Origin of the sequence: Roseixanthobacter finlandensis, from assembly GCF_043195105.2 — a bacterium.
In the GTDB taxonomy this organism is placed as follows: domain Bacteria; phylum Pseudomonadota; class Alphaproteobacteria; order Rhizobiales; family Xanthobacteraceae; genus NCEH01.
Window position 1 is genome coordinate 4927733 of record NZ_CM195536.1, and the last position, 22009, is coordinate 4949741.

The following is a 22009-nucleotide window of genomic DNA, read 5'->3' on the forward strand; positions in this document are numbered from 1 at the left end:
ATCGCGATTCCGCCAAAGGCGCGCCCTACGGCCCCAGCAGATCGATCAGCGCCGGGATCAGCGGCGCGTCGGCGGGGGGCATGGGCAAGTCGCGCAGCTTTGCCGGGCGCAGCCATTTGAGACCGGAATGCTCGCGCGCCACCACCGGCCCGTCCCAGCGGCGGCAGATCCACAGCGGCATCAGCAAATGGAAGGTCTCATAGCCATGGCTGGCGAAAGTGAGGGGGGCGAGGCACGCCTCCTTCACCACGATGCCCAGTTCCTCGTTGAGTTCGCGGATGAGGGTGTCCTCGGGCCGCTCGCCCGCCTCCACCTTGCCGCCGGGAAACTCCCAGAGGCCGGCCAATTGCTTGCCCTCCGGGCGCTGGGCCACCAGCACCCGGTTGTCCACATCGACCAGCGCGCAGGCGGCGACGAGGACGATCTTCACGAGCGATAATCGCCGTTGATGGCGATGTATTCCTTGGTGAGATCGCAGGTGAGCGCGCGGAACTTGCCGTCGCCGAGCCCGAGGTCCACCCGGATGTCGATCACATCGCCCCTCATATATTGGGAGACCATGCCCTCGTCGTAATCCGGGTCACGGGCGCCATGGGCGGCGACCTGGATGTCGCCGAAGGAGATGGTGAGAAGATCGCGGTCGGCGGGCTCCCCGGCCTTGCCGACCGCCATCACCACCCGGCCCCAATTGGCATCCTCGCCGGCCACCGCGGTCTTCACCAGCGGCGAATTGGCGATCGACATGGCGATGCGCCGGGCCGACTTCTTGGACGCCGCGCCAGTCACATGCACGCGCACCAGCTTGCGGGCGCCCTCGCCGTCGCGGGCCACCTGTTCGGCGAGGTCGGCCATTACGCCCTTCAGGGCGGCGCGGAAGCCTTCGACGCGCGAATCATCCCAGCGCTTGATGGTGCCGACGCCCAGCGCCTTGGCGGCGCCGGTGGCGAACAGCAGCAGCGTGTCGGAGGTGGAGGTGTCGCCATCCACGGTCACGGCATTGAAGGTGGTGCCCACGGCCTTGGACAGCATCTTCTGGAGCACGTCGGCGGCGATCGGCGCGTCGGTGACGATGAAGGAGAGCATGGTCGCCATATCGGGGGCGATCATGCCGGCGCCCTTGGCCATGCCGGCGATGGTCACGTCCAGTTCGCCGAGCTTCACCGTGGTGGTGGAGAGCTTGGGGAAGGTGTCCGTGGTCATGATGGCGCGCGCCGCCTCGGTCCAGTTCTCGCTGCCAAGGCGGGTCGCCGCATCGGCAAGGGGCGCCTCGAACTTGTCGGCGTCCAGCGGCTCGCCGATCACGCCGGTGGAGGCCAGGAACACTTCGGACGGCTTGCAGCCCAGGGCCGCGGCGGCATATTCCGCCGTGGCGGCGGTGGTGTCGCGGCCGGCTTCGCCGGTGAAGGCATTGGCATTGCCGGAATTGACCACCAGGGCCCGCGCCCGGCCGCCGCGCAGCGCAGCGCGGCACCATTCCACGGGAGCCGAAGGGCACAGCGAGCGCGTGGTGACGCCGGCAACCGTGGTGCCCGGCGCGAACGCCATCAGCAGCACATCGGTGCGGCCCTGGTATTTGACGCCGGCGGAGGCGGTCGCGAACCGGACGCCCCCGACCGGCGGGACATAGGGAATCAGCCGGGGGGCGAGCGGGGACAGGGGAGCGGACATCGGCGTGGCCTTCCGTGAATGGCGGGCGAGATGTGCCGCAGGCCGCGCCCGCAGGCAAGCGCTTCGCGCGCAGAGCGGCCCTTCGCGCGCGCTTTCCGCCGGGCTTGCACGCGCCGGCCTTGCCTCGCTGTGCCGCCCATGCCACGGTCGGCGCGATCTCGCACTGCTTTCCCTCAGGGGCCATGCCACTGCTTTCCCTTACGGATCTCGACCGAGCCGAACTTGGACCCTGGCCGGCGCTCGGCTATCAGGGCAGCCCGCTCGACCGCGCCGCCCATCTGCGCGGCGCGGTGGAGGACCTCGCCAAGCGGGAGGATGCCCGCTTCTATCTCCTCGGCGGCGAAGGGGTGGTGCTCCATCCCGGCGAACCGCTGCGCGACCCGCTGTTCACCGCCGATGCGGCGACCGCGCTCGGCGCGGGCAAGCGGATCTTCCTCGGCCTCGCCGACGGCGCGCCGCGCTTCGCCGCCCGGATCGACCCGGCGGAGAAGGAACGCCTGGAGGCGCGCGGCCTGCTGGTGCCGGATCTGCGCTCCACCGCCGTGCAGGGCCTGGTGTCCAACGATCATCTGGCCGCGCTCGCGTGCGGCAAGGCCATGCTCGCCTGGCACGGGCGTCATCGCTTCTGCGCCAATTGCGGCACCCGCACCCGCGCCATTGAAGGCGGCTGGCGGCGCGATTGCCCGAGCTGCGGGGCCCAGCATTTTCCCCGCACCGATCCCGTGGTGATCATGCTGACCTATCGCGGCGATGAATGCCTGATGGGCCGGGCGCCGCATTTCGCGCCGGAAATGTGGTCCTGCCTCGCCGGCTTCGTCGAGCCCGGCGAGACCATCGAGGAAGCGGTGCGGCGCGAGACGCTGGAGGAAACCGGCATCACCACCGGCGCGGTGCGCTATCGCTGGTCCCAGCCCTGGCCCTATCCCATGTCGCTGATGTTCGGCTGTATCGCCGAGGCGACATCGCAAACCATCACGATGGACCCGAACGAGCTGGCGGGCGCCCGCTGGTTTTCCCGCGCGGAAATCGCGAAGATGCTGGTACGCGCGCACCCCGACGGGCTGTTCGTTCCGCCGGCGAACGCCATCGCCCATCATCTGATCCGCGCCTTCGTCGAGGGCGCCACCGTCTGAAAGAGTGCCCGTGCCGGATCCACACCCCAGCTCCGGACCCGAGACCCAGGCACGGCCGCAGCAGGATGGCGCGACGCCCGCGCACCATCGTCCCGCACGCCTGCACTGGCGCGGCGCCCTGCGCGCGGCGCTGCGGCCGGTGCGCAAGCTCATCGCCCCGGCGCGCGGCACCGCGCCCCGCCCGGTGCGCCGGCCCTCCACTTTGGTCTATGGGCTGGAGGACAAGGTTCCGCTCTCCGCCCTCATTCCCCTGTCCACCCAGCACGCCATGCTGGCGCTGACCTTCCTGATCTATCCCATCGTCGCCGCCACCGAGGCGGGGCTGCCGGAGGACCAGATCGAGGCCATGCTGAGCGCCTGCGCCATGTGCATCGGGCTCACCACCATCATCCAATGTTCGCGCACCCGCTTCGGCAGCGGCTATCTGGGCATCCATATTCCCGCCGCTGGCGCCATTCCGCTGGCGGTGCAGGCGCTCACCATCGGCGGGCTGGGGCTGATGGCGGCAACCACCATCCTGGTGGGCGTGTGCCAGCTCTTCATGGCGCGCCTGGTGCGGCCGCTGCGCGTGCTGCTGCCGCCGGAGGTGTGCGGCGTCGCCGTGACCATGCTCGGCGTTTCGCTCGCCAGCCCCGCCCTGCGGCGTGCGCTCGGCCTGGAAGGCGGGGGCACCGAGGTGAACCTCGGGCCGCTCGCGGTGTCCATGGTGACCCTGGTGCTGATCGTCAGCGTCACCGTGTTCGCGCCGCGCCGGTTCAAATTGTTCGCGGTGCTCGTGGGCGCGTCCAGCGGCTGGGCGCTGGCCATGTTCAGCGGCGTCGATCCCACCGACATGGGGGCCGCCCTGGCCAAGGCGGATTTCGTCGCCCTGCCCCATCTCCAATTGCCTTCGCTGGCGCTGGAGCCGCGCCTGTTCCCGCTGGTGGCCCTGCTCGTGATGATGGGGCTGGTGGACGTGCTCGGCGTCACGGTCTCGCTGGAAAAGATGAACGACGCCGAATGGCGCCGCGCCGACATGCAGGCGGCGGGACGCGCGGTGACCGCCTGCGGCATCGGCAATATCTTGAACGGCATGACCTCGGGCTTCCAGTCCGGCCTGTCGTCCTCGGCCGTGGGTCTCGCCTTCGCCACCGGGGCGACTGCGCGCAGCATCGGCATCCTCGCCGGCGCCGTGATCTTCGCGACCGCCTTCTTTCCGAAGGCCATCATGGCGCTGACGCTGATCCCCTCGCCGGTGATCGGCGGCATCCTGCTCTACACCTCCGCTTACCTGCTGGTTGCGGGCATGGACCTGATCTTGTCCCGCCGACTCAGCGAGCGGCGGGTGTTCCTGGTGGGGCTCTCGGTGCTGGCGGGCCTCTCGGTGGCGCTGCTGCCGCTGAAGGGGCAATTGCCGTTCTGGATCCAGCCCCTGTTCTCCACGCCGCTCACCGTCGCGGCGTGCAGCGCCATCGCGCTCAACCTGCTGTTCCGCATCGGCATATCCAAGGAAAGTTCGTTCTTGGTGCCGGAGGGGGCGAACGCCTTCCTCACCGCCCAGGACTTCCTGGAACGCCAGGGCGATCTGTGGGGCGCGCGGCGCGACGTCATCGCCGCCGCCATTCCGGTGGCCGCCCAGGCGCTGGAGGTGATCGTCGACACCGGCATCGCCGAAGGGCCGGTGGAATTGCGCGCCCGCTTCGACGAGAGCCATCTCGACGTGTTCGTGCTCTATGACGGCGCGGTGCTGGAGGTGCCCAAGGAGCGCCCCTCCCCCGAGGCGCTGCTGGGCGACGCCAAGGAGGTCGCCGGCTTCGCCGCCTATCTGCTGGTGAAGCTGGGCGACCGGGTCACCTTCGGCCGGGCCGCCGGGCGCGCGCGCATCACTTTGCGCTTCGATCATTAGGGCGGGACCCGGACGCCGGACGTCGGAAATCATCCCGCACGCGCGGGGCTGGACAGGAATGGATGACCTTGCGCTTCCCAGGCGGGAAAAGCTCATGCCAAAGGCCATCTTCAAAACGCCCTTTGCACCTTAAGGCGAGCTCTTGAAAATCAAGTGTTCATCAAGATGGTCCCCCGAAGGTGTAGCATCCCACCGCTTGATAAGCCCGCTTCATCTTTTGTTGCCTCGCGCGCGCAAGAGAATAAATCTAGCCTTGTCTCAAAGGTGCGGCGAAGACGGCATCTGGGAGGCGGTCATGGGCGCGACTTGGGAACTCCTGCTCGGCAAGCTCGAATGGCTCAGCGCCCCGATCGGCGATTTGCCACAAGAGGCCATCGCCACGGCGACAGTGCTGTTCTGCCTGCTCATCCTGGCGGGCGTCGCAGCCATCTTGCGGCTTGCGATGCCGAGCATCATGGCCCTCACCCTGGGCGCGATCTTCCTGGCGCTCCAGGCCTATGACGTACAGACCCAATGGCGCACCATCAGCTTTGGCGCCGTCGCGCTCGTCATGGCGCTGATCGTCACCACCAGCGAGCGGCGACGTGGCGTGCGCGAGATCCGGCAGGAGCTTGCCGACATGGACGCGCGCTTCGATCGCTTCCTGGATGCGCTCGACCACCGCCAAGCCCTGGTTGAACATCGCGTCGAGCAGGCGCTGGTCGTTCCCGCTCCGCCGCCGCCGACGCAGAATACGCAGAATACGCAGAATACGTGATCGCCGGGCCTAGAGCGCGATCCGCCCATATGGAATCACTTGGTGGTTCCATATGGGCGGTAAATCGCCCCCTCACTTATTGAATAGAGGCGGATTCACTGCCCATATTGAAACGCCCAAGGCGATTGAATAGGGGCAGACCCGGCTCTATCCCCGCCGATGCCGGAAGCGGTTGACTGGGCGAAAGGGCAGCACAATTCCCATCTGCCCCCGCACGCAGGGGCCGAACATGTGGGAGTCCGGCCGCTTTCGGGTCGGACCCGGCGCTTCCAGATCCTTCAGCGCCCTGCGGCCGTTCAGCCAGACCACGCCCGGCAGCAGAAACCCCGCGTGCCCGCCTTCACCGGCTGATCCCGCATTAAGGGCGTGCTGCATATGCGCCACCTGATGCTCGATGTAGCTGCTGGAGCCGGCCTTGGGATCGGTGCGGCGCTTGGCGGTAGCCGAGCCCCGGCTGCCGTGCCTTACATTGGTGGCGAGAAGCGCGCCCGGTGGAAAGAAGGTGCCGCCGCCCATGATGAAGGAGAGCGCATGCTTGGCCACCTCCGGCGGCGTGGTTGTCGGGACAAAGCCGCGCGCACCTTGCCGAAAGGCGTCCGTCACCTCTTCGGGATCGCTCCTGTCGGACAGGATGACCAGTGGGGCGTTGAGGGTGAAATCCTGGACATGCCGCATCCATTCAGAGGCCACGGGATCCTGCACCGACAGCCGGCCGAGGCTCAGAATGCCCAGCGAGAATGCAAGATGTCGGTCCGCCGCGCTCTCAAGGTCCGCGGGATCGCAGTCGCGAAGCGAAACGCCGTGCATCTCAGCCCAATCCCGCAGCAGCCCCACGATGCCGGCGCGCCTCAGTGGAAGAGCGTCGACGATGAGGACGATGGGCGGGAGATCCTTTTCGATCGCTTCGGACAAGGCCACACCTGATGATGCAAGATCCTCTCCCATCCAATTGCATCAAGAACCAGCAATTTAACGCCGTACACTTGAAGATTTCATGCAGGCGCGTGAAATCGAAGCAGATAGAGAGTTGATTAAATATATTTCAATCGCCTGCAACAAAACAATTAATACTGAAGCATGAAGCCCCTAACGCGTACAAATGCGCTGTACTCCCGAGGCATTGCGCCGGGCAGAGAGACTCGGCCCCATAATGCGCGACCGAGGTCCGATGGCGGTCGCCTTCATATCGGAAGCGGTAGAGCCGGATATTTGGAGCTAGAGCGTTTTCAGCAAAAGTGGATTCCGGTTTTGCGTTACGAAAACGCGTCATAATAAAAGCCCGGAGCACGTTCGGCAAACCGGCGTTCGCCGAACCTGCTCTAGAGGCCCGGCACCCAGCTCTCCGGCCCCTTCACCGCTTCCGGCAATGCGGGCGACAAGCCGCCCACCGCCTGGCCTCGCTCCATTCCGCACAAGGCGGCCTGGGTTCGGTTCGACGCCCCAAGCTTGCGCATGATCTGACGGACATGGACTTTGACCGTCGACTCGCACATGGACAGCTCACGGGCTATCCTTTTGTTGGAGTGCCCCTGCTGAAGCAGACGCAGGACCGCGTTCTGCCGGACCGTCAGGGTCGTGCAATAGGCGCCATTGTGCATGACATTCGACACCACCGGCCGCCGCCAGTCGGGCGTGGGAGCCCGGTTCTGGCTTCCCAGCAAGGCGTTCGCCGGGAAGTACACGCCGCCACCCATGATGAAACGCAGCGCCTGAAACACCACGGAAGGCGAAATCTGCGAACTGATGAACCCGCGCGCGCCGGCCTTGAGCACATTGACCACCTCGTCCGCGTCGTCACGGTCCGATAGGATGACAAGGGGCACGTCCGGCTGCCTGCCGCGCAACTCCTCGATGCGGCCCTGAAGCTCGGGCGCCTCCATGGATTCTCCCCCGACGTTGAAGACGATAAGCTGCACGTCGCAATTGCCTTGACCGGATTCACGAAGGTCGGACAAGTCCAACGCTTCGAGCCGCATATTATCTTCCTTCGCCCAATCCTCGAGCAGGCTTTTCAGGCTCGCTCTGCGGAACGGAAGGTCATCTATTAAGATGATTCGTAGAAGACCAGCAAGATTATCAGGCACCGAGATCATGACTTCCTCCGCCTTACACCCCACCCATCACTCAGTTTTACGCTGTAAAAACATGATATGTGAAAAATGGTGTGCAAAAAACCAAAAGACGTCACTCTCTGCCGATTCGAATCTCCCAACGCCGTAATAACCTGTGCAATTATGCAAATTGAGTAGATATCACTAAGTCTATACTCAATATGGATACAAACTCGCGACTGAAAAATATAAAAATATACTAACCATGATAAGATTTATTTTTAAAATCTTTGTTTCAAATCAAAAACTGATACCGATATATCTAAAGTATTACTTTCCCCAAGGGAATGAAAAAGGAAGGTCAACTAAAGCGTCGCATTCGCCCGTAATCTAGGTCGAAATACAGATGCGAATCAACCTTCAACATGAAAGGAGCAGCAACATAACCCTGATTGTTGAGACGTTGGCCGACTCTTCAGCCTGAAACATAATCAGACTTCGCGGAAGCTGCGCCTCATCGCATCCTTGAAAGGTTCGATCAAATAGTCCACAAATGTCCGCTCCTGTGTAACGATCAGGACCTCCGCCGGCATGCCTGGAAGCAGCTCGACAATACCTTTCAAGCGCTCCAACTCCTTCACGTCTACTTCGACACGGGCAAGGTAATAGGATTGCCCGGTCGTCTGGTCCACGAGCCGGTCGGCCGAAATCGAATTCACGATACCGTCCATCCGGGGCAGGGCGCGCTTCGAGAACGCGGTCAGGTGCACCTGGGCAGCGAGGCCAGCATGGACAACATCGATATCCACCGGCGACACGCGCGCTTCGATTAGTAATGTTTCCCCATCCGGCACGATGTCAAGGATAGCTTCCCCAGCGCGAATGACGCCACCCAAGGTCTTGAACCGGAGGTTTACCACCGTGCCACTGACGGGAGCGATAACGACGGTGCGTGACAAGATATCCTTACTCGACTGGAGGCGCTCCATGACCGCTGCGAGCTCCACGCGAACCTTGTCCATCTGCTCGGACACCTGATCGGCCCGCTCGGCATCCAAAGCTAGAAGTTGCACCTCAGCTTCGCCAATTTGCTGCTCGGCGCGCGAGATCATGCCGATATATTCGCCCCTTCGGCCCTCGATCTCCGCCTGCGCCCGCTCGAGGCTGAGAACCTCCGGCTTGCGGATCAGGTTCTTGCTGAGCAGGATTCGCTTACCGTCGAGCTCCTCCCCGATCAACGTCAATTGCTGGACGGAACTTGCCGCCTGCGCCTTCAAGGCATTGATCTGTTGATGGAACTGCTGAATTCTCTGATGCAGGATCTCATGCCGCCGCTGGTGCGCCGTGCGGCGGGTCTCGAACATGGCGCGCTGGCCTTCCACGATCGTCTTGAGGCCCCGGTAGCCTTGGTCGGACAGCAATTCCCCGGGAAAGGCGATCTCCAGGCGATCCTGCTGCTCAGTGACCAGGCGCGCCTGCATGGCGAGCAATGTATAGTATTGGTTGAGTTGTGAATTTAATACAGTTTCTGCTTGTAAACTTTCCAGGACGACCAAAGGCTGGCCCGCCGCCACCTTGGCGCCATCGCGCACCTGTAGCCCGGCGATGATGCCGCCCTCCAAATGCTGGATGGTGCGCCGGCTGCCGTCAGGGCTGATCACGCCCGGCGCAACAGCCCCTCCGGCCAGGGGGGCGAGCATGGCCCAGGCCAGGAATCCACCGAGAAATACCAGGATGAGCCACAGGCCGACCAGCATCGGCGTGCTCACCGAGCGCCGCAGCGCCGCATCATTGCTTGGCGGCAGAACCTGCGTCGCTGGTTGCGATTCATGGGGAACGAGAGCGCGCGAGATAGCCATGGCTGCATACCCTTTCCAAGTTGGACGTCTGTCATGTCTAGGAGGCGGGAACCGGCGGACGACCGTCGCGCAACGTGTTGCGCTCCATCGGCGAGGCGCCGGAGACGGCCAGGCGCAGGCGCTTGAGAATTTCATCCCTCGGGCCGAAGCCCTCGACGCGCCCGTCCTTCATCAGCAGGATCTTGTCGGCCTGCGCGATGGTGGAGGGCCGGTGCCCGACGATCAGGAGTGTTGCGCCCTTGCGCTTCATCTCTTCCAGCGCGGCCGAGAGCGCGGCTTCTCCGGCCTGGTCCAGATTGGCATTCGGCTCGTCCAGCACGATCAGGCGCGGAACGCCATAGATGGCGCGGGCAAGGCCGATGCGCTGGCGCTGGCCGCCCGACAAGCGCAGGGCGCCGTCGCCGATGGCGGTGTCATAGCCGTTCGGCAGACGCTGGATCATGTCGTGCGCATGGGCGAGCATGGCCGCCTCGATGACCGCAGCATCGTCCGCGCCGCCGCTCATCCTTGAGATGTTGTCGCGGATCGTGCCGGGAAAAAGCTCGGCATCCTGCGGCAGATAGCCGAGGTGGCGCCCGAGATCATCGGGATTCCAATGGCCGAGGTCGGAGCCGTCGAGGCGGACCTCGCCGCTGGTGGGCCGCGCCACCCCAACCAGCAGGCGGCACAAGGTGCTTTTGCCGCTGGCCGAAGGGCCGATGACCGCGATCGCTTCGCCCGGACGCGCCTGGAACGAGACCTGCTGGAGCACCGGCGCGCGCATCCCCGGCGGGGTATAGCTGACCTGGTCCAGGGAAATGAAGCCAGCCGGGCTCGGAAGGCGGAACCGCCGGCGCTGGTCCGGCATGGATTGCAGGCGCATCTGGAGCCGGTTGTACGCCACCCGGGCGAGACCGAAATTCCGCCAGGTGCCCATGGCCATCTCCACCGGCGCCAGGGCCCGGCCGAGCAGGATGGAGGCGGCGATCATCGCACCGCCGGAAACCTCGCCCTTGAGCACCAGATAGGCGCCGAGCCCCAGCGTCGCCGATTGCATGAACAGGCGGGCGAACTTGGTGAACCCCAGCAGCAGCGCGCTGCGCTCGTTGGCCTCCTGCGAAGCCCGCACGCCCACATCATTGCTGACCCGCCAGCGCTCGATCAGGGCCGGCAGCATCCCCATGGCGCGCACCACCTCCGCGTTGCGGATCGTGGTTTCGGCCTGGAGCGTGGCGGCGATCTGCGCCTGGCTCGCCGCGGCGATCGAAGCCCGCGTCAAGGTTTCGTTGGCGATCCCGAGCGCCAGCAGCAATCCCGCCGAACACACCGCCAGAAGACCCAGCGCGGGATGCAGGATCCAGATCAGCACCAGGAACACCGGCGCCCACGGCGCGTCGAAGAACACGCTGAGACCGGGCGAGGCGATGAAAGCCTGGACCTGAGAGAGATCCCGCATGGCCTGGGCGCCCGATCCGTCGCCCATGAGGCGGGTCCGCACGGAATGGGACAGGTAGACCGGCCCCAGCCGGTCCGACAGCCAGGAACTCATGCGGATGGTCACGGCGGCCCGCAGGCCATCCAGAACCCCCAGCAGAAGCAATGCGGCGGCGGCCAGGATGGTCAGCATGACCAGCGTGTTCACGCTGCCGGTTACCATCACCCGGTCATAGACCTGCAGCATGTAGAGCGGCGATGCCAGCATGAGCAGGTTGATCGCCAGACTGAACGCCAGCAGGACCCATGCGGCCTTGCGGCATTGCGCCATTGCCTCGTCGAGGTCCGTGCCCCTGATCCGATGACCCGCCCTTCGATCCCGCGTCGACATTTCCGCCCCTCCACCAAGAGATGATCGCGCCCAGCCGAGCCTCAGACGATGAGGCCCGGATCCACGAAGAGGTCCTGCGAGACCAGGATGCCGGCGGCCGTCTGCGCGGCCGCAAGATCGGTCAGCGATCCGACCACGACGTAAGTGGTGTGGGTCGCCCCAACGAGGCGCACCGCCAGGGTCGGGTCGGACGCACCGAACACCTGCGTCAGCGTGGGCGCCTGGGTGAGGCTGTTCAGCTGCACGTCCTCGCCGGTCTGGTAGCCCATGATCAGGTTGGTGCCGCCCAGGATGCGGAACGTATCGACGCCCGCCGTGCCGCCATCATTGACGCCGTCCCCGTACAGCGTCTTCGACCCGCTGCCATTGGCGACCAGCAGATCGCTGCCGCTGCCGCCGCGCATGATGTCGCTGCCGGCGCCGCTGACCAGCTTGTTGTTGCCGGTGCTGCCGATGAGCGTGTCGGTGAAGGCCGAGCCGGTCACGTTCTCGATGGTGTTGAGCTGATCGCCCGCCGCATCGCCGCCACTGCCGACGGTCGCCGCTGCCGGATTGGCCGTCAGCGTCACGCTGACGCCCGCCGACGAGGTGGAATAATCGGCCGTATCGATGCCGTCGCCCCCGACCAGGATGTCCGCGCCGATGCCACCCCTCAGCGTGTCGTTGCCCGCCCCGCCTTCCAGGCGGTTGGCGACATCGCTGCCCACGAGCAGGTCGGCGAAGGCGGAACCGGTGAGATTCTCGATCCCGTTGAGCTGGTCGCCCTGGGCATCGCCGCCGCTACCGAGCGTCGTGCCGGTGGAGCTCAACCCCACCGATACGCCGCTCGCGGAGGTGGAATAGCTCGCCGTATCGGTCCCCGCGCCGCCCAGGAGGATGTCGGCGCCGCCCTGCCCGCGCAGCAGGTCATTGCCGATGCCGCCCTCCAGCCGGTTGGCGACGGCGCTGCCTTGCAGCGTGTCGTTGAAGGCGGAGCCGATGAGGTTCTCGATTCCGCTGAGCTGGTCGCCTTGCGCGTCGCCGCCGCTGCCAGTGGTGACGAGATTAGGATCATCGCTCGCAAACAAGGCCACGCCCACCGCCGAGGCCGAGGCCGAATAATCGGCCGTGTCGGTCCCCGCGCCGCCGATCAACCGGTCCGCGTCCGCGCCGCCGGCCAGCGTGTCGTCGCCGGCGCCGCCATCCAGCCGGTTCGCGCCTGCGCCGCCGCGCAGCAGATCGGCATAGGCCGACCCGATGACGTTCTCGATGCCCGTGAGCTGGTCCCCTTCGGCATCGCCGCCAATGCCGAGCGTCATTGCCACCGGATCGAGCGTGATCGTCACGCCGGCCGAGGAGGTCGAGTATTCGGCGGTATCGACGCCGCCATTTCCGGTGAGGACATCCGCGCCGCCGCCGCCGACGAAGGTGTCGCCAAGTTCCCCGCCCAGGAACGTATCGGCGAACGCACTGCCGACCAGCCGCTCGATCAGGATCAGGGTATCGCCCTGTGCGTCGCCCCCGAGGCCGGTCCCCGCCGCGGTGGGATTGGCGAGCGTCGAATTGAACTGGACCGTCACCGCGCCGGTCGAGGCGGAATAATCGGCCGTATCGAAACCGCTCTGGCCGATCAACGTATCGCCGCCGGCGCCGCCCGTGAGCGTATTGTCCTCGGAATTTCCCGCCAGCACGTCATCGAAGGCCGAGCCGATCAGGTTTTCGATCGACACCAGGCTGTCACCGGTCGCAGCTCCGGAGGTGGTGTTTGTGATCATGTCGATGCCGACCGCCCCGCCGGCGGAATAATCCGCCGTGTCGATGCCGTCGCCGCCATCCATCAGGTCCGCACCCGCGCCGCCGATCAAACGGTCGTTGCCGCCTTCGCCGGTGATGACATCGTCGCCATCGCCCCCGTCCATCCGGTCGTCGCCGTCGCCGCCGGACATCAGGTCCGCGCCCGCGCCGGCGAGGAAGGTATCGTTGCCGGCATCGCCGAACATCTGGTCGGCCCCGTCGCCGCCATTGAGGTCGTCGTCGCCGTCGCCGCCATACATCAGGTCGGCGCCGCTCGACGCATTCAGCATGTCCGCCCCGGCGCCGCCGCGCAGGATATCGTCCCCGAAGCCGGAGAGGAGTTGGTCGTCGCCGTCGCCGCCGTCCAGCAGGTCGGCATCGTCGCCGCCGGTGAGCAGGTCGTCGCCCGTGCCACCATAGAGCTGGTCCGCCCCGAAGCCGCCCAGCAGCGTATCGTTCCCGCCGCCGCCGAAGATGCGGTCATTGCCGAAGCCGCCGTCCAGGGTGTCATTCCCGCCCGCGAGGCTGTCATTCACCCCGTCGGGGATGCCGTCCGCGTCGTCATCGTCGGGAATTGCGTTGCCGTCCACGTCGACGATCGTGTCGCCGATCAGAAGGTCGTCGCCGTCATTGCCACGCAGGACGTCGTTGCCCATCATGCCAATGAGCTGGTTGGCAAGCCCGTTGCCCGAAAGAACATCGTTGAACGCGGAGCCGGTGAGGTTCTCAATCCCCAGAAGCGTATCGCCGCTGGCATCGCCGCCGGCGCCGCGGGTGGTCTTGGACGGATCCAGATTGAGGGAAATGGTGACCATGGCGCCGGAGGTGGAATAATCCGCCGTGTCGATGCCCTCGCCGCCGGTGATGGTGTCGGCGCCCGCGCCACCGCGCAGCACATCGTTGCCGGCGCCGCCATAGAGCTTGTCCGTGCCCGCCCCGCCGTCGAGAATGTCGTCGCTTTCGGCGGCGGTGAGCGTGTCATTGCCGGCGCCCCCGTCCAGATAATCGCCACCGGTGGTGCCGGCGCGCACCGAGATTGTGTCGTTGCCATTGAGGCCCAGCACCTTGAAGCGGCCGGATCCGGTGACTTCACCCCGGTCGTTGCCGTTTCCAAGGGTGAGAAGCTGGTAGCTGACGGGCACCGTGGCGAGCGCCTCGACCTGGGTCGTGGCCAGCAGTCCCATGGCGCCGGCAAGCGGTGCCGAACCCGTGGTGCCCGAACCCGTGGTCCCCGACCCCGTGGTGCCCGACGATATGATGCCCGACGATGCGGACGAAGACGATTTTGTAATCCGGATTGTCGTCGCCATGGTCCACTCTCCCCTTCGTGCTCGGACGTCCGCCGGCAGGTGGACCTAAGGTTAGATGCCAAGGAGCGCCGCCAACAACTGCACACACGTGGAGCCATCTTTTGGGGGAGAGAAGGATTATGTATTCGCTTTTGGTCTACTCCTTCGGGCGAATACATTTTTTACATATAATGAATTGATTTTGGTATTTAGGTATCTGGTATTAAAACAAATTCAAATAATGACGCAAAAAACAGCAAGGGAGCTCCGGGGGTGGGGGTCCCCGGAACTCCCAAGCTGACGAGTACGTTGACGCCTGCGATCCAGAACTCCGCCGACGCCGGCGTCCCGATCAGGCCACCGCCGAGTATCCCGACAGGGGGATGCTCGAATAGTCGTCGGTCGTCACCACGGCGAGGTTCACTTCGACGGAGGTGTCGTCGCCCACCGCCTGAACGTCGACATTGAAGCCAGCGAAGTTGCCATCGATGTCGACGCAGACTTCGATCGACGGATCGACGTTGAAATCGCTGCTGTATTCGGTGGTGGTGTCGAACTCGAGGGAGACGTCGGAAGAAAACTCATAGGTGACGTCGAGGTCCCAGTTGAAGTCGTCGTTTGAACCGTGATCCCAGGAAGACATGGCTACCTCCATTGCTTGAGCATCGGCCGTGTGCCGATGAAATGATCCTAGGTTTTCGAAGTTCTTCGGTCAAAGTAGCAAGTGGATAATTGAACCAATGGGGTACATTGAAAAATAAATACAAATTAATATACGCCGATATGAAGTGGGTATTATTTCGATATTTTCTTGCGGAACGCAAATATGCCCCCTCTGCAATGCAAGGGAGCAAACAAATTAAAACCTTAACTCTATGAACTCAGTCGATGGCCGCAGTAACCACGACAGTCACCGTCGAAAGCTGGTCTTCGACGGTCAATGCGAAAAAATCCACCTGGGCCAAGCTGTTGTCGCCGACAGCGACCGCGGTCACATCGAAAATCGCCAAGTTTCCGTCGACCTCGACAGCCCAGCTGTCGTCCGTGCCGCAGCCGCAGTCCGGGACATAGTCCGGGACCGGATCGGGCAAGGGAACCAGAACCTCGGTGCCGGGACCGGGGTCGGCCGCTTCATCTTGCAGGGTCACAGGCGCGAAGGGGATGCCTTCGATATCGAGCGCGAAGACCTCGGTGGTCGCGATCGCGGCCCATGTCGCCGCATCCCCGTCCACGCTGCTGACGGTGGACGTGTAGTTCAGGCTGAATGCGTGGTCGGCTTCGCCCGTCACCTCGCCATAAGACACCGCGGACGCGTAAGCGGTGCCATCGCCCGCGCCCCATGCGGTGAAGGTCGCGTTGCCATAGGCGGTCTGAACGCTCTCGTCGCCGACGACAAGCGCGTCCACGGAGGCCGTGGCAAGCGTGTCCTGCCCGACCGCTGTGGCATCACCGCCCAGCGAAAGCGCCATGCCCGCCTCATCCGAGGACGTCGGTCCCGTCGAGACGTCCAGGACCATCGCGACACTGTCGATGGACAGCGACACTCCATCGTCACTGCTTTCGGCTTGGCTCACCGACAGGTTTTGCGTGAATGAGGAATTGTAATTCGCTGACATGGCTATAACCCGCGCTCTGCGTTGTATCCAGTGTATCGGAACCATTCCCAATCAGATGGAAAATTGCGCGTTATTCATCACTATAAAACGAGCCTATCCGCACGAGGTACATCCTCATACTTAAGACCATCAGGCCAAAGTAGAGGCACCACGGTCGTACATCATCATTACGACTTGACAGATCAGTCGCCGACGCTTTCCGCTCTAGGCGATGAAGAAATCCGGCGCTTCGCTTTCGTTCATGGTAGCCGCCGCGGTATCGTCGGTCTCGGCGCCGTCGTGCTGCAGAAGGGCCCGAAGGATCGGGATCGCGACATCGTCCGGAAGCGACACGTCCGCGGGCGCATCGTCGAATTCGGGATTGAGGGCGAAGAAATCATCGAGCCGCAGGGTCGACCATTCGCCATCCAGCATGAAGGTCATCAGCAGGTCCTGAGGGTCGCAATCGGAGCGCTCGAGGAACAAGGTCGACCCATTGGCCGCACGCAATGCCGCCTCCGACGTCCATCCCTCAAGGCCGATCAGCCGATCACCCTCGCGGAGCTTGAAGTCCTGAAGGGTGGCGCAACCCTGATGGTCGGCGACATCATAGAGGTCCGCCGTGCCGGTGCAGGAAACGTCCTTGGCATCGCAGAGATTTTCAGACTCCACGGGCAGGATCAGGGTGCATACGTCGCAATCGCCGCCCCCCTCGTCCGAGCCGCCCTCGTCCGCTTCGCCCTCGGCGAGATCGTCTTCCAGCGGCGCGCCGCCGACGAGGCCGGTCTCGTTCGCCGATACGAAGTCATATTGCGTGGAAGGCCCGACCCGCTGCACCCCGCCGGGATCCAGCTCGCTGATGTCCGGCGAGACGGCAACGCCATTGGAGAAGGCACCAAAAGCCTCGGCGCGATCCGCACCACCGCCGCCGCCCTCTCCCCCCTGGCCCGTCCCTCCGCCTCCGGATCCACCGCCGCCCCCGTGCTGGCCGGGATCCGAGGGATCCGAGGGGTCCGAGGGGTCCGAGGGGTCCGAGGGCGTACAGGGTATCGGCTCGGAATAATTCGTGTGGTCCACGGCCGCTTCGAGCAGCGTCGCGACGCTCGACAACTGGTCCTCGACCGTCAGCGCCTGGATATCCACATTGACGAGACTGTCGGGCCCGGTCGCGACGTTGGAAATATCGTAGCCGGCGAGATTGCCCGATACGACGCCGGGCGGCGTGGCGACGGGCGCGCACGCGGTCTGCTCCAGCACCAGCGGCCCGCAGGCCAGCGACAGGCCCGCGATATCGACCGCGAAAAAGAAGGTGTTGCTGAAATCGGCGGCCCAGGCCGCACCGTCGCAAATGCCGCCGCCCGAGGCGGTGTCGGTCATCAGGAACACGAAATCCGCGCCGCAGAAATCGAACGTGGAGCCGACATCTGCAGCGACCGCATCCCCTTCCGCGCCAAAGGAAACCGCCGCCAGGCCCAAGGTTCCGGAAGCGACACTGCCCCATGAAAGCGATTGAACATTGGCCGAAAGGTCGGCGAAGGCGAACGTATCCGTGCCGACAGCATCCGCCCAGGATGCTATTCCCACAGACAGGCCATGATCGCTCGAATCGGCGACCCAGGACTGTTCGGAAATCAGCTGTCCGAAGGACCCACCCGACAAGGTGATATCCTTCGGACCGATCTCGACGATTCCACTCCCCTGCGGAAGGACAAAGGTTAGGCCCGAGATTTTTTCCGCTACTAGCTCGATAGTCATCACGTCCCCCTATGCGCCCCGTTATTTTCAAATATTCATACAACCTCCGAGGAGATTGCAGAACATTGCAAAGGGCGCTTGACCTATCGGACGGGGACTACGCCTAAAGAGGAGCCTTCGGAAGGTGAAGAAGCGATACGCCGAGCTCCTTATTACCTTTCTCTTCTCGCAGTCGCACACGCATTTCGCGGGAGCGAACCGATGTACCTAATCCTGTCGCACGATGCTGCGGCGGAAGGGATGCGCGGGATAGACGCCGAGAATGCGCAGTTCCCGGGAGAAGAAGGCCAATTCCTCCAGCGCCCGCTTCACCGGCAGGTCGTCGGGGTGGCCTTCCACCTCGGCATAGAACTGGGTCGCGGTGAACTCGCCGTTCATCTGGTAGGATTCCAGCTTGGTCATATTGACCCCATTGGTCGCAAACCCGCCCATGGCCTTGTAAAGCGCCGCCGGCACGTTGCGCACCCGGAACACGAACGAGGTCATGACCGGGCCGTTGTCCGCTCCCGCCCATTCGCCTTCGCGTGCCAGGATCACGAAGCGCGTGGTGTTGTGGCTCTCGTCCTCGATATTCTCCGCCAGGATCTCCAGCCCATAGAGGTCCGCCGCGAGGCGCGAGGCGATGGCGGCGCGGGTGACGTCCCGCGCCTCGGCGATCTCGCGCGCGGAGCCGGCGGTATCGGCGCCGATCACCGCCGAAAGGCCGAGCGTGCGCAACGCCTTGCGGCATTGGCCCAGCGCCATCACATGGCTCTGCGCGGTCTTCAGCGTCGCGAGGCTCGCGCCCTTCACCGCCATCAATTGATGGGACAGCGGCAGGAAGAATTCACCGATGATCTTCAGGCTGGCGCGCGGCAGCAGATGGTGGATGTCCGCCACCCGGCCGGCGACCGTGTTCTCGATCGGGATCATGGCGAGATCGGCCGTGCCGCCCTCCACCGCCGCGAACGCATCCTCGAAGGTGTGGCAGGGCACCACCTCATATTCGGGATAGGCTTCGCGGCAGGCGATGTGCGAATTGGCGCCCGGCTCCCCCTGGAAAACGATGCGACGGCTCATGCCCGAATTCTCATGCCAAGGTCCTCATGCCATATCTCCCGATGTGCGCTCGGCGGCGAGCAGGGCGCGCGCCCTTTCCAGATGCGCCGGTGTATCCACCCCCAGCGGCACCGCGTCCACCACCGCGACGTCGATGCGCATGCCGGCTTCCAGCGCCCGCAGCTGCTCCAGCTTCTCCCGCTGCTCCAACGGCGAGGGCGGCAGCGCCACGAACCGCGCCAGCGCCGCGCGGCGATAGGCATAGAGCCCAATGTGATGATAGAGCGGCCCTTCGCCAAAAGGCGCGGTCGCGCGGGTGAAATAGAGTGCCCGCAACAGGCCGGGCCCAAGCGGGGAACCGACCACCTTCACCACGTTCGGGTCGGTGCGCTCCTCCTCCAGCACGATCTGCGCGGCCAGCGTCGCGATATCCACGGCCGGATCGGACAGCGGCGCGAGGGCGCGGGCGATGGTGGCGGGCGCGATGGTGGGCAGGTCGCCCTGCACGTTGACCACGAATTCGACCTTGCCCTGCGGGTCGATCTGCATCAGCGCCTCGTAGATGCGATCGGAGCCGGAAGGATGGTCGGCGCGCGTCATCACCGCCTCGAGGCCGGCGCTCCGGACCGCGTCGGCGATCTCGGATGCATCGGTCGCCACTGCGACGCGGCCGATATTGGCTGCGACTGCTCGCCGCGCCACTTCCACGATCATGCTGCGCCCGCCGACATCGGCTAGCGGCTTGCCGGGCAGGCGGGTGGCGGCCAGGCGGGCGGGGATCAGCACCAGAACTTCCGCAGCGTCCATAATCGTGGCAACCTTGGGGCGGGAATGCGCCAGGACCAGCGCGAAACGTGGCATTGGGGCGCGCCTTATACGGGTTGCACGGCGCCAATCAAAGTGATTAGTGTCCGACCGGCTACGCCTTAATTGAGGCGACGGCCCAAGTTTTTGCCGGTGGACCGCGAATTTAGGGGCTCCGAGGAGCGAAGCGCCGATGGATAGTTTTGAATTGAACAAAATCGCGGGAGCGCTGCTCGGCACGCTTACCTTGACGATCGGCCTCGGCATCGTTTCCGAAATTCTCTTTGCACCCGAAGCGCCCGCCAAGCCCGGCTATGAGATCGCCGTGCCGGAAGGCCCAGCGGGCGGCAATGTCACGGAAGCCAAGGCGCCCGTGATTCCGATCGAGCAGTTGTTCGCCACCGCTTCGATCGAGAAGGGCGCCAACGTCGCCAAGCGCTGCGGCTCCTGCCACAATTTCACGGAAGGCGCCGGCGCCAAGGTGGGCCCGGACCTCTATGGCGTGGTGGATCGCCCGGTGGCGAGTGTCGCCGGCTTCGCCTATTCGGCCGCCATGAAGGCCAAGGGCGGCGAATGGACGCCCCAGGCGCTCAATCACTTCCTCACCAATCCCAAGGCCGACGTGCCCGGCACCGCCATGGCCTTCGCCGGTATCCCGAAGGAAACCGAGCGCGCGGACCTGATCGCCTATCTCAACTCGCTCTCCCATTCGCCCAAGCCCTTGCCGACGGCTGCCGCCGCCCCTGCGGATGCCAAGCCTGCGGATGCGAAACCGGCCGAGGCTGCGCCTGCGCCTGCGCCTGCGGACGCGGCCAAACCGGCCGAGACCGCTCCCGCCGACACCAAGCCCGCGGAGACCAAGCCCGCGCAATGATGCGGGCGGCACCGGTCACGGCGCGCTGAGTGCAAGCGCACTGATCGCGGCGCGACTGAAGTCGGGCCGCATCGGGGCTGGATTTGGGGACGCCCGCGCGGCGCCCACGATCCCTGGAAAACAAAAGCCGCCCCCACGGGCGGCTTTTTTATTTCCCGCTCAGATCGCACCCATCTGGCGCCACATGGGCAAGCGATTCTCAAAGCACCATTGCACACCTTCGGTGACGGCGGCCCGCGCCTCCTCGGCATTCTCCATGCGCTTGCCGTCACGCATCAGCGGCACCGCGTCCGCCGCCATGCAGGCTTCCACATGGGCCAGCAATGCCGGCAGCTCTGCCGGCACGCCACGCGCGAGGCCGTCGTAGACCAGGGCTTCCATGGTCGTGAGGGTGAGGCCCGACCCGGTGAGCGGCGCGGCCACCACCGCCGTTTTCGCCCGCTTCTCGGCCACTTCGCGCACCGCGGCGCGATTCAATTCCAGGCTCGCGGTGCGAGCACCGGCCGAGAGGCCGAACGGCACCGGCAGCGCCTGCGCGGTGCCGATGAGAATGCCGGCCAGTTCCACCAGGGACGGACTGCCCGCCTGGCCCCGCAGCTCCGGCAGATCCACCAGCTCGCCCAAGGTGTGCGGCCGCTCGGCCAGCGCCTCGAACACGGGGCGATAGAAGCGCGCCTCCAGCTGCGCCTTGCCGGCCGGAACGTCGAGCGCGGTCTTGGTGTCAGACAGCGGCACGCTGAGCGCGAGGCCGAAGTCTCGCAGCCGCGCGTCGCGCAGCGCATCCGGCATGCGGCGGGCCCCGCGCACGAAGATGTCGCGGCGGAACGGCCGGTTCACCAGATAATCCTTCACGCTCTCGCGCAACGGCCCGGCGGGCACGGTTGCGAGAATGTCCCGCTGGGCGGGATTGAACACCAGGTCCGGGAAATTCTCCGTCAGGGTCGCCGAGCCGACATAGGTCAGCTTGGCCTCGCCCAGCAGGCGCGCGGTATCCATGTGGTAGAGCGGCTGCCAATTGGCGTTGAGATATTCGTGGGCGAGATAGACCGCTTTCTCGTCGCCCGCATGCTTGGCGGAGCCGGCGCGCAACTGCTCGAACAAGGTGGGCGAACCGAGCACGCCGGACCCGGCCTTCTGCAGGGTTTCCGCGAAATCCAGCGCGCGGAGCACCTGCACGTCGCTGCGCTCGTGGCTGAGCGCCGCATGCTCCAGCATCAGGCGCTGAAGCGGCAGGATGGCGGTCCAGCCGGGCATGGCATTATAGCTCAGCGAGACGATGCCGCCCGGCTTTACCCGCCGGGCCAGGAATGTGGTGATGGCGGCGCGGTGTTCGGCGCTCACCCAGGACCACACCCCGTGCAGCGTCACCATGTCGAACGCTGGCAGGTCGGCCTTCTCGGGGTCGAGCATTTCCTCGAAGCTGAGCTCGAGGAACTCCACATTGTCGAGCCCCGCCGCCCGCGCGACGCCGCCGGCCCGGGCGATATGGGCCGGGTTGAAATCCACCGCCACCACGCGCGCCGCTGGATTGGATGCGGCGACCACATTGGCGGTAACCCCTTGCCCGCAGCCCAATTCGCAATAATCGAACGTGTCGCCGAGCAGCGGTGGTTCGATGCCGTTGATCAGGCAGGCCAGGATCAGATGCCCCGGCGCCTGTTCCACATACATGCCGGGAAGATATTCGATGTCGCTGACATAGCCGGAAGCCCAGGAGGTCATGA

General features: G+C 65.0%; 17 protein-coding genes. 4 read left to right on the forward strand and 13 right to left on the reverse strand.

What is annotated here, in order from left to right; all coding sequences use genetic code 11:
* Positions 1-25 precede the first annotated feature (25 nt).
* Positions 26-430, reverse strand: a complete 405-nt coding sequence (locus tag V5G24_RS22965) for a (deoxy)nucleoside triphosphate pyrophosphohydrolase (protein ID WP_394083971.1) — start codon at positions 428-430, stop codon at positions 26-28.
* Complete coding sequence (gene argJ, locus V5G24_RS22970; protein WP_394083973.1) at positions 427-1668, reverse strand: bifunctional glutamate N-acetyltransferase/amino-acid acetyltransferase ArgJ; 1242 nt, start codon at positions 1666-1668, stop codon at positions 427-429. The genes V5G24_RS22965 and argJ overlap by 4 nt, the downstream gene beginning before the upstream one ends.
* A 182-nt stretch (positions 1669-1850) precedes the next feature.
* Between argJ and nudC the strand changes: the two genes are divergently transcribed.
* The 3 genes from nudC to V5G24_RS22985 all read left to right on the forward strand — a co-directional run bounded on the left by nudC (position 1851) and on the right by V5G24_RS22985 (position 5443).
* The gene (gene nudC, locus V5G24_RS22975) at positions 1851-2801 is read left to right on the forward strand and encodes an NAD(+) diphosphatase (RefSeq protein ID WP_394083975.1); all 951 of its coding nucleotides are present in this window, start codon (positions 1851-1853) and stop codon (positions 2799-2801) included.
* Between the two features lie 10 nt (positions 2802-2811).
* Entirely contained in the window at positions 2812-4686 is a 1875-nt protein-coding gene (locus V5G24_RS22980) for a uracil-xanthine permease family protein (RefSeq protein WP_394083977.1), read from the forward strand.
* A gap of 295 nt (positions 4687-4981) precedes the next feature.
* On the forward strand, positions 4982-5443 hold the full coding sequence (locus V5G24_RS22985) for a hypothetical protein (RefSeq protein ID WP_394083979.1): 462 nt from the start codon (positions 4982-4984) through the stop codon (positions 5441-5443).
* 147 nt (positions 5444-5590) lie between these two features.
* On the opposite strand, the gene V5G24_RS22990 is transcribed toward V5G24_RS22985, so the two are convergent.
* The 10 genes from V5G24_RS22990 to V5G24_RS23035 form a co-directional block, all read right to left on the reverse strand.
* On the reverse strand, positions 5591-6355 hold the full coding sequence (locus V5G24_RS22990; protein WP_394083981.1) for a response regulator: 765 nt from the start codon (positions 6353-6355) through the stop codon (positions 5591-5593).
* 407 nt (positions 6356-6762) lie between these two features.
* Entirely contained in the window at positions 6763-7536 is a 774-nt protein-coding gene (locus V5G24_RS22995) for a LuxR C-terminal-related transcriptional regulator (protein WP_394083983.1), read from the reverse strand.
* 449 nt (positions 7537-7985) lie between these two features.
* Positions 7986-9353: an HlyD family type I secretion periplasmic adaptor subunit gene (locus V5G24_RS23000; protein WP_394083985.1), complete on the reverse strand. Its 1368-nt coding sequence runs from the start codon at positions 9351-9353 to the stop codon at positions 7986-7988.
* A 37-nt stretch (positions 9354-9390) separates the two neighbouring features.
* A complete protein-coding gene (locus V5G24_RS23005) occupies positions 9391-11157 on the reverse strand; it encodes a type I secretion system permease/ATPase (RefSeq protein ID WP_394083987.1) in 1767 nt (588 codons plus the stop codon).
* Between the two features lie 41 nt (positions 11158-11198).
* A complete protein-coding gene (locus V5G24_RS23010; protein WP_394083989.1) occupies positions 11199-14240 on the reverse strand; it encodes a beta strand repeat-containing protein in 3042 nt (1013 codons plus the stop codon).
* 331 nt (positions 14241-14571) lie between these two features.
* Complete coding sequence (locus V5G24_RS23015; RefSeq protein WP_394083991.1) at positions 14572-14862, reverse strand: hypothetical protein; 291 nt, start codon at positions 14860-14862, stop codon at positions 14572-14574.
* Positions 14863-15100: 238 nt separating this feature from the next.
* Positions 15101-15835 (reverse strand): hypothetical protein, encoded by a 735-nt coding sequence (locus tag V5G24_RS23020; protein WP_394083993.1) that lies wholly within the window; start codon positions 15833-15835, stop codon positions 15101-15103.
* A 204-nt stretch (positions 15836-16039) separates the two neighbouring features.
* Positions 16040-17569, reverse strand: a complete 1530-nt coding sequence (locus tag V5G24_RS23025) for a hypothetical protein (protein ID WP_394083995.1) — start codon at positions 17567-17569, stop codon at positions 16040-16042.
* A 207-nt stretch (positions 17570-17776) separates the two neighbouring features.
* Positions 17777-18628, reverse strand: coding sequence for a prephenate dehydratase (locus tag V5G24_RS23030; RefSeq protein ID WP_394083997.1), 852 nt, complete (start codon positions 18626-18628; stop codon positions 17777-17779).
* Positions 18629-18652: 24 nt separating this feature from the next.
* A complete protein-coding gene (locus tag V5G24_RS23035) occupies positions 18653-19414 on the reverse strand; it encodes a 3-deoxy-manno-octulosonate cytidylyltransferase (RefSeq protein WP_394084519.1) in 762 nt (253 codons plus the stop codon).
* A 190-nt stretch (positions 19415-19604) separates the two neighbouring features.
* On the opposite strand from V5G24_RS23035, the gene V5G24_RS23040 reads away from it, so the two are divergent.
* Positions 19605-20285, forward strand: coding sequence for a c-type cytochrome (locus V5G24_RS23040; RefSeq protein ID WP_394083999.1), 681 nt, complete (start codon positions 19605-19607; stop codon positions 20283-20285).
* Between the two features lie 159 nt (positions 20286-20444).
* Here the strand turns inward: V5G24_RS23040 and V5G24_RS23045 are convergent, their stop codons facing one another.
* Complete coding sequence (locus V5G24_RS23045; protein WP_394084001.1) at positions 20445-22007, reverse strand: methyltransferase regulatory domain-containing protein; 1563 nt, start codon at positions 22005-22007, stop codon at positions 20445-20447.
* Positions 22008-22009: the final 2 nt, after the last annotated feature.

Excerpts from the sequence above, each read along its gene's own strand:
- V5G24_RS23045 (WP_394084001.1), bottom strand. The coding sequence starts at position 22,007 with ATGACCTCCTGGGCTTCCGGCTATGTCAGCGACATCGAATATCTTCCC.
- V5G24_RS23030 (WP_394083997.1), bottom strand. The coding sequence starts at position 18,628 with ATGAGCCGTCGCATCGTTTTCCAGGGGGAGCCGGGCGCCAATTCGCAC.
- V5G24_RS22995 (WP_394083983.1), bottom strand. The coding sequence starts at position 7,536 with ATGATCTCGGTGCCTGATAATCTTGCTGGTCTTCTACGAATCATCTTA.
- V5G24_RS23035 (WP_394084519.1), bottom strand. The coding sequence starts at position 19,414 with ATGGACGCTGCGGAAGTTCTGGTGCTGATCCCCGCCCGCCTGGCCGCC.
- V5G24_RS23025 (WP_394083995.1), bottom strand. The coding sequence starts at position 17,569 with ATGACTATCGAGCTAGTAGCGGAAAAAATCTCGGGCCTAACCTTTGTC.
- V5G24_RS23005 (WP_394083987.1), bottom strand. The coding sequence starts at position 11,157 with ATGTCGACGCGGGATCGAAGGGCGGGTCATCGGATCAGGGGCACGGAC.
- nudC (WP_394083975.1), top strand. The coding sequence starts at position 1,851 with ATGCCACTGCTTTCCCTTACGGATCTCGACCGAGCCGAACTTGGACCC.
- V5G24_RS22985 (WP_394083979.1), top strand. The coding sequence starts at position 4,982 with ATGGGCGCGACTTGGGAACTCCTGCTCGGCAAGCTCGAATGGCTCAGC.
- V5G24_RS23040 (WP_394083999.1), top strand. The coding sequence starts at position 19,605 with ATGGATAGTTTTGAATTGAACAAAATCGCGGGAGCGCTGCTCGGCACG.
- argJ (WP_394083973.1), bottom strand. The coding sequence starts at position 1,668 with ATGTCCGCTCCCCTGTCCCCGCTCGCCCCCCGGCTGATTCCCTATGTC.
- V5G24_RS23010 (WP_394083989.1), bottom strand. The coding sequence starts at position 14,240 with ATGGCGACGACAATCCGGATTACAAAATCGTCTTCGTCCGCATCGTCG.
- V5G24_RS23020 (WP_394083993.1), bottom strand. The coding sequence starts at position 15,835 with ATGTCAGCGAATTACAATTCCTCATTCACGCAAAACCTGTCGGTGAGC.
- V5G24_RS23000 (WP_394083985.1), bottom strand. The coding sequence starts at position 9,353 with ATGGCTATCTCGCGCGCTCTCGTTCCCCATGAATCGCAACCAGCGACG.
- V5G24_RS23015 (WP_394083991.1), bottom strand. The coding sequence starts at position 14,862 with ATGTCTTCCTGGGATCACGGTTCAAACGACGACTTCAACTGGGACCTC.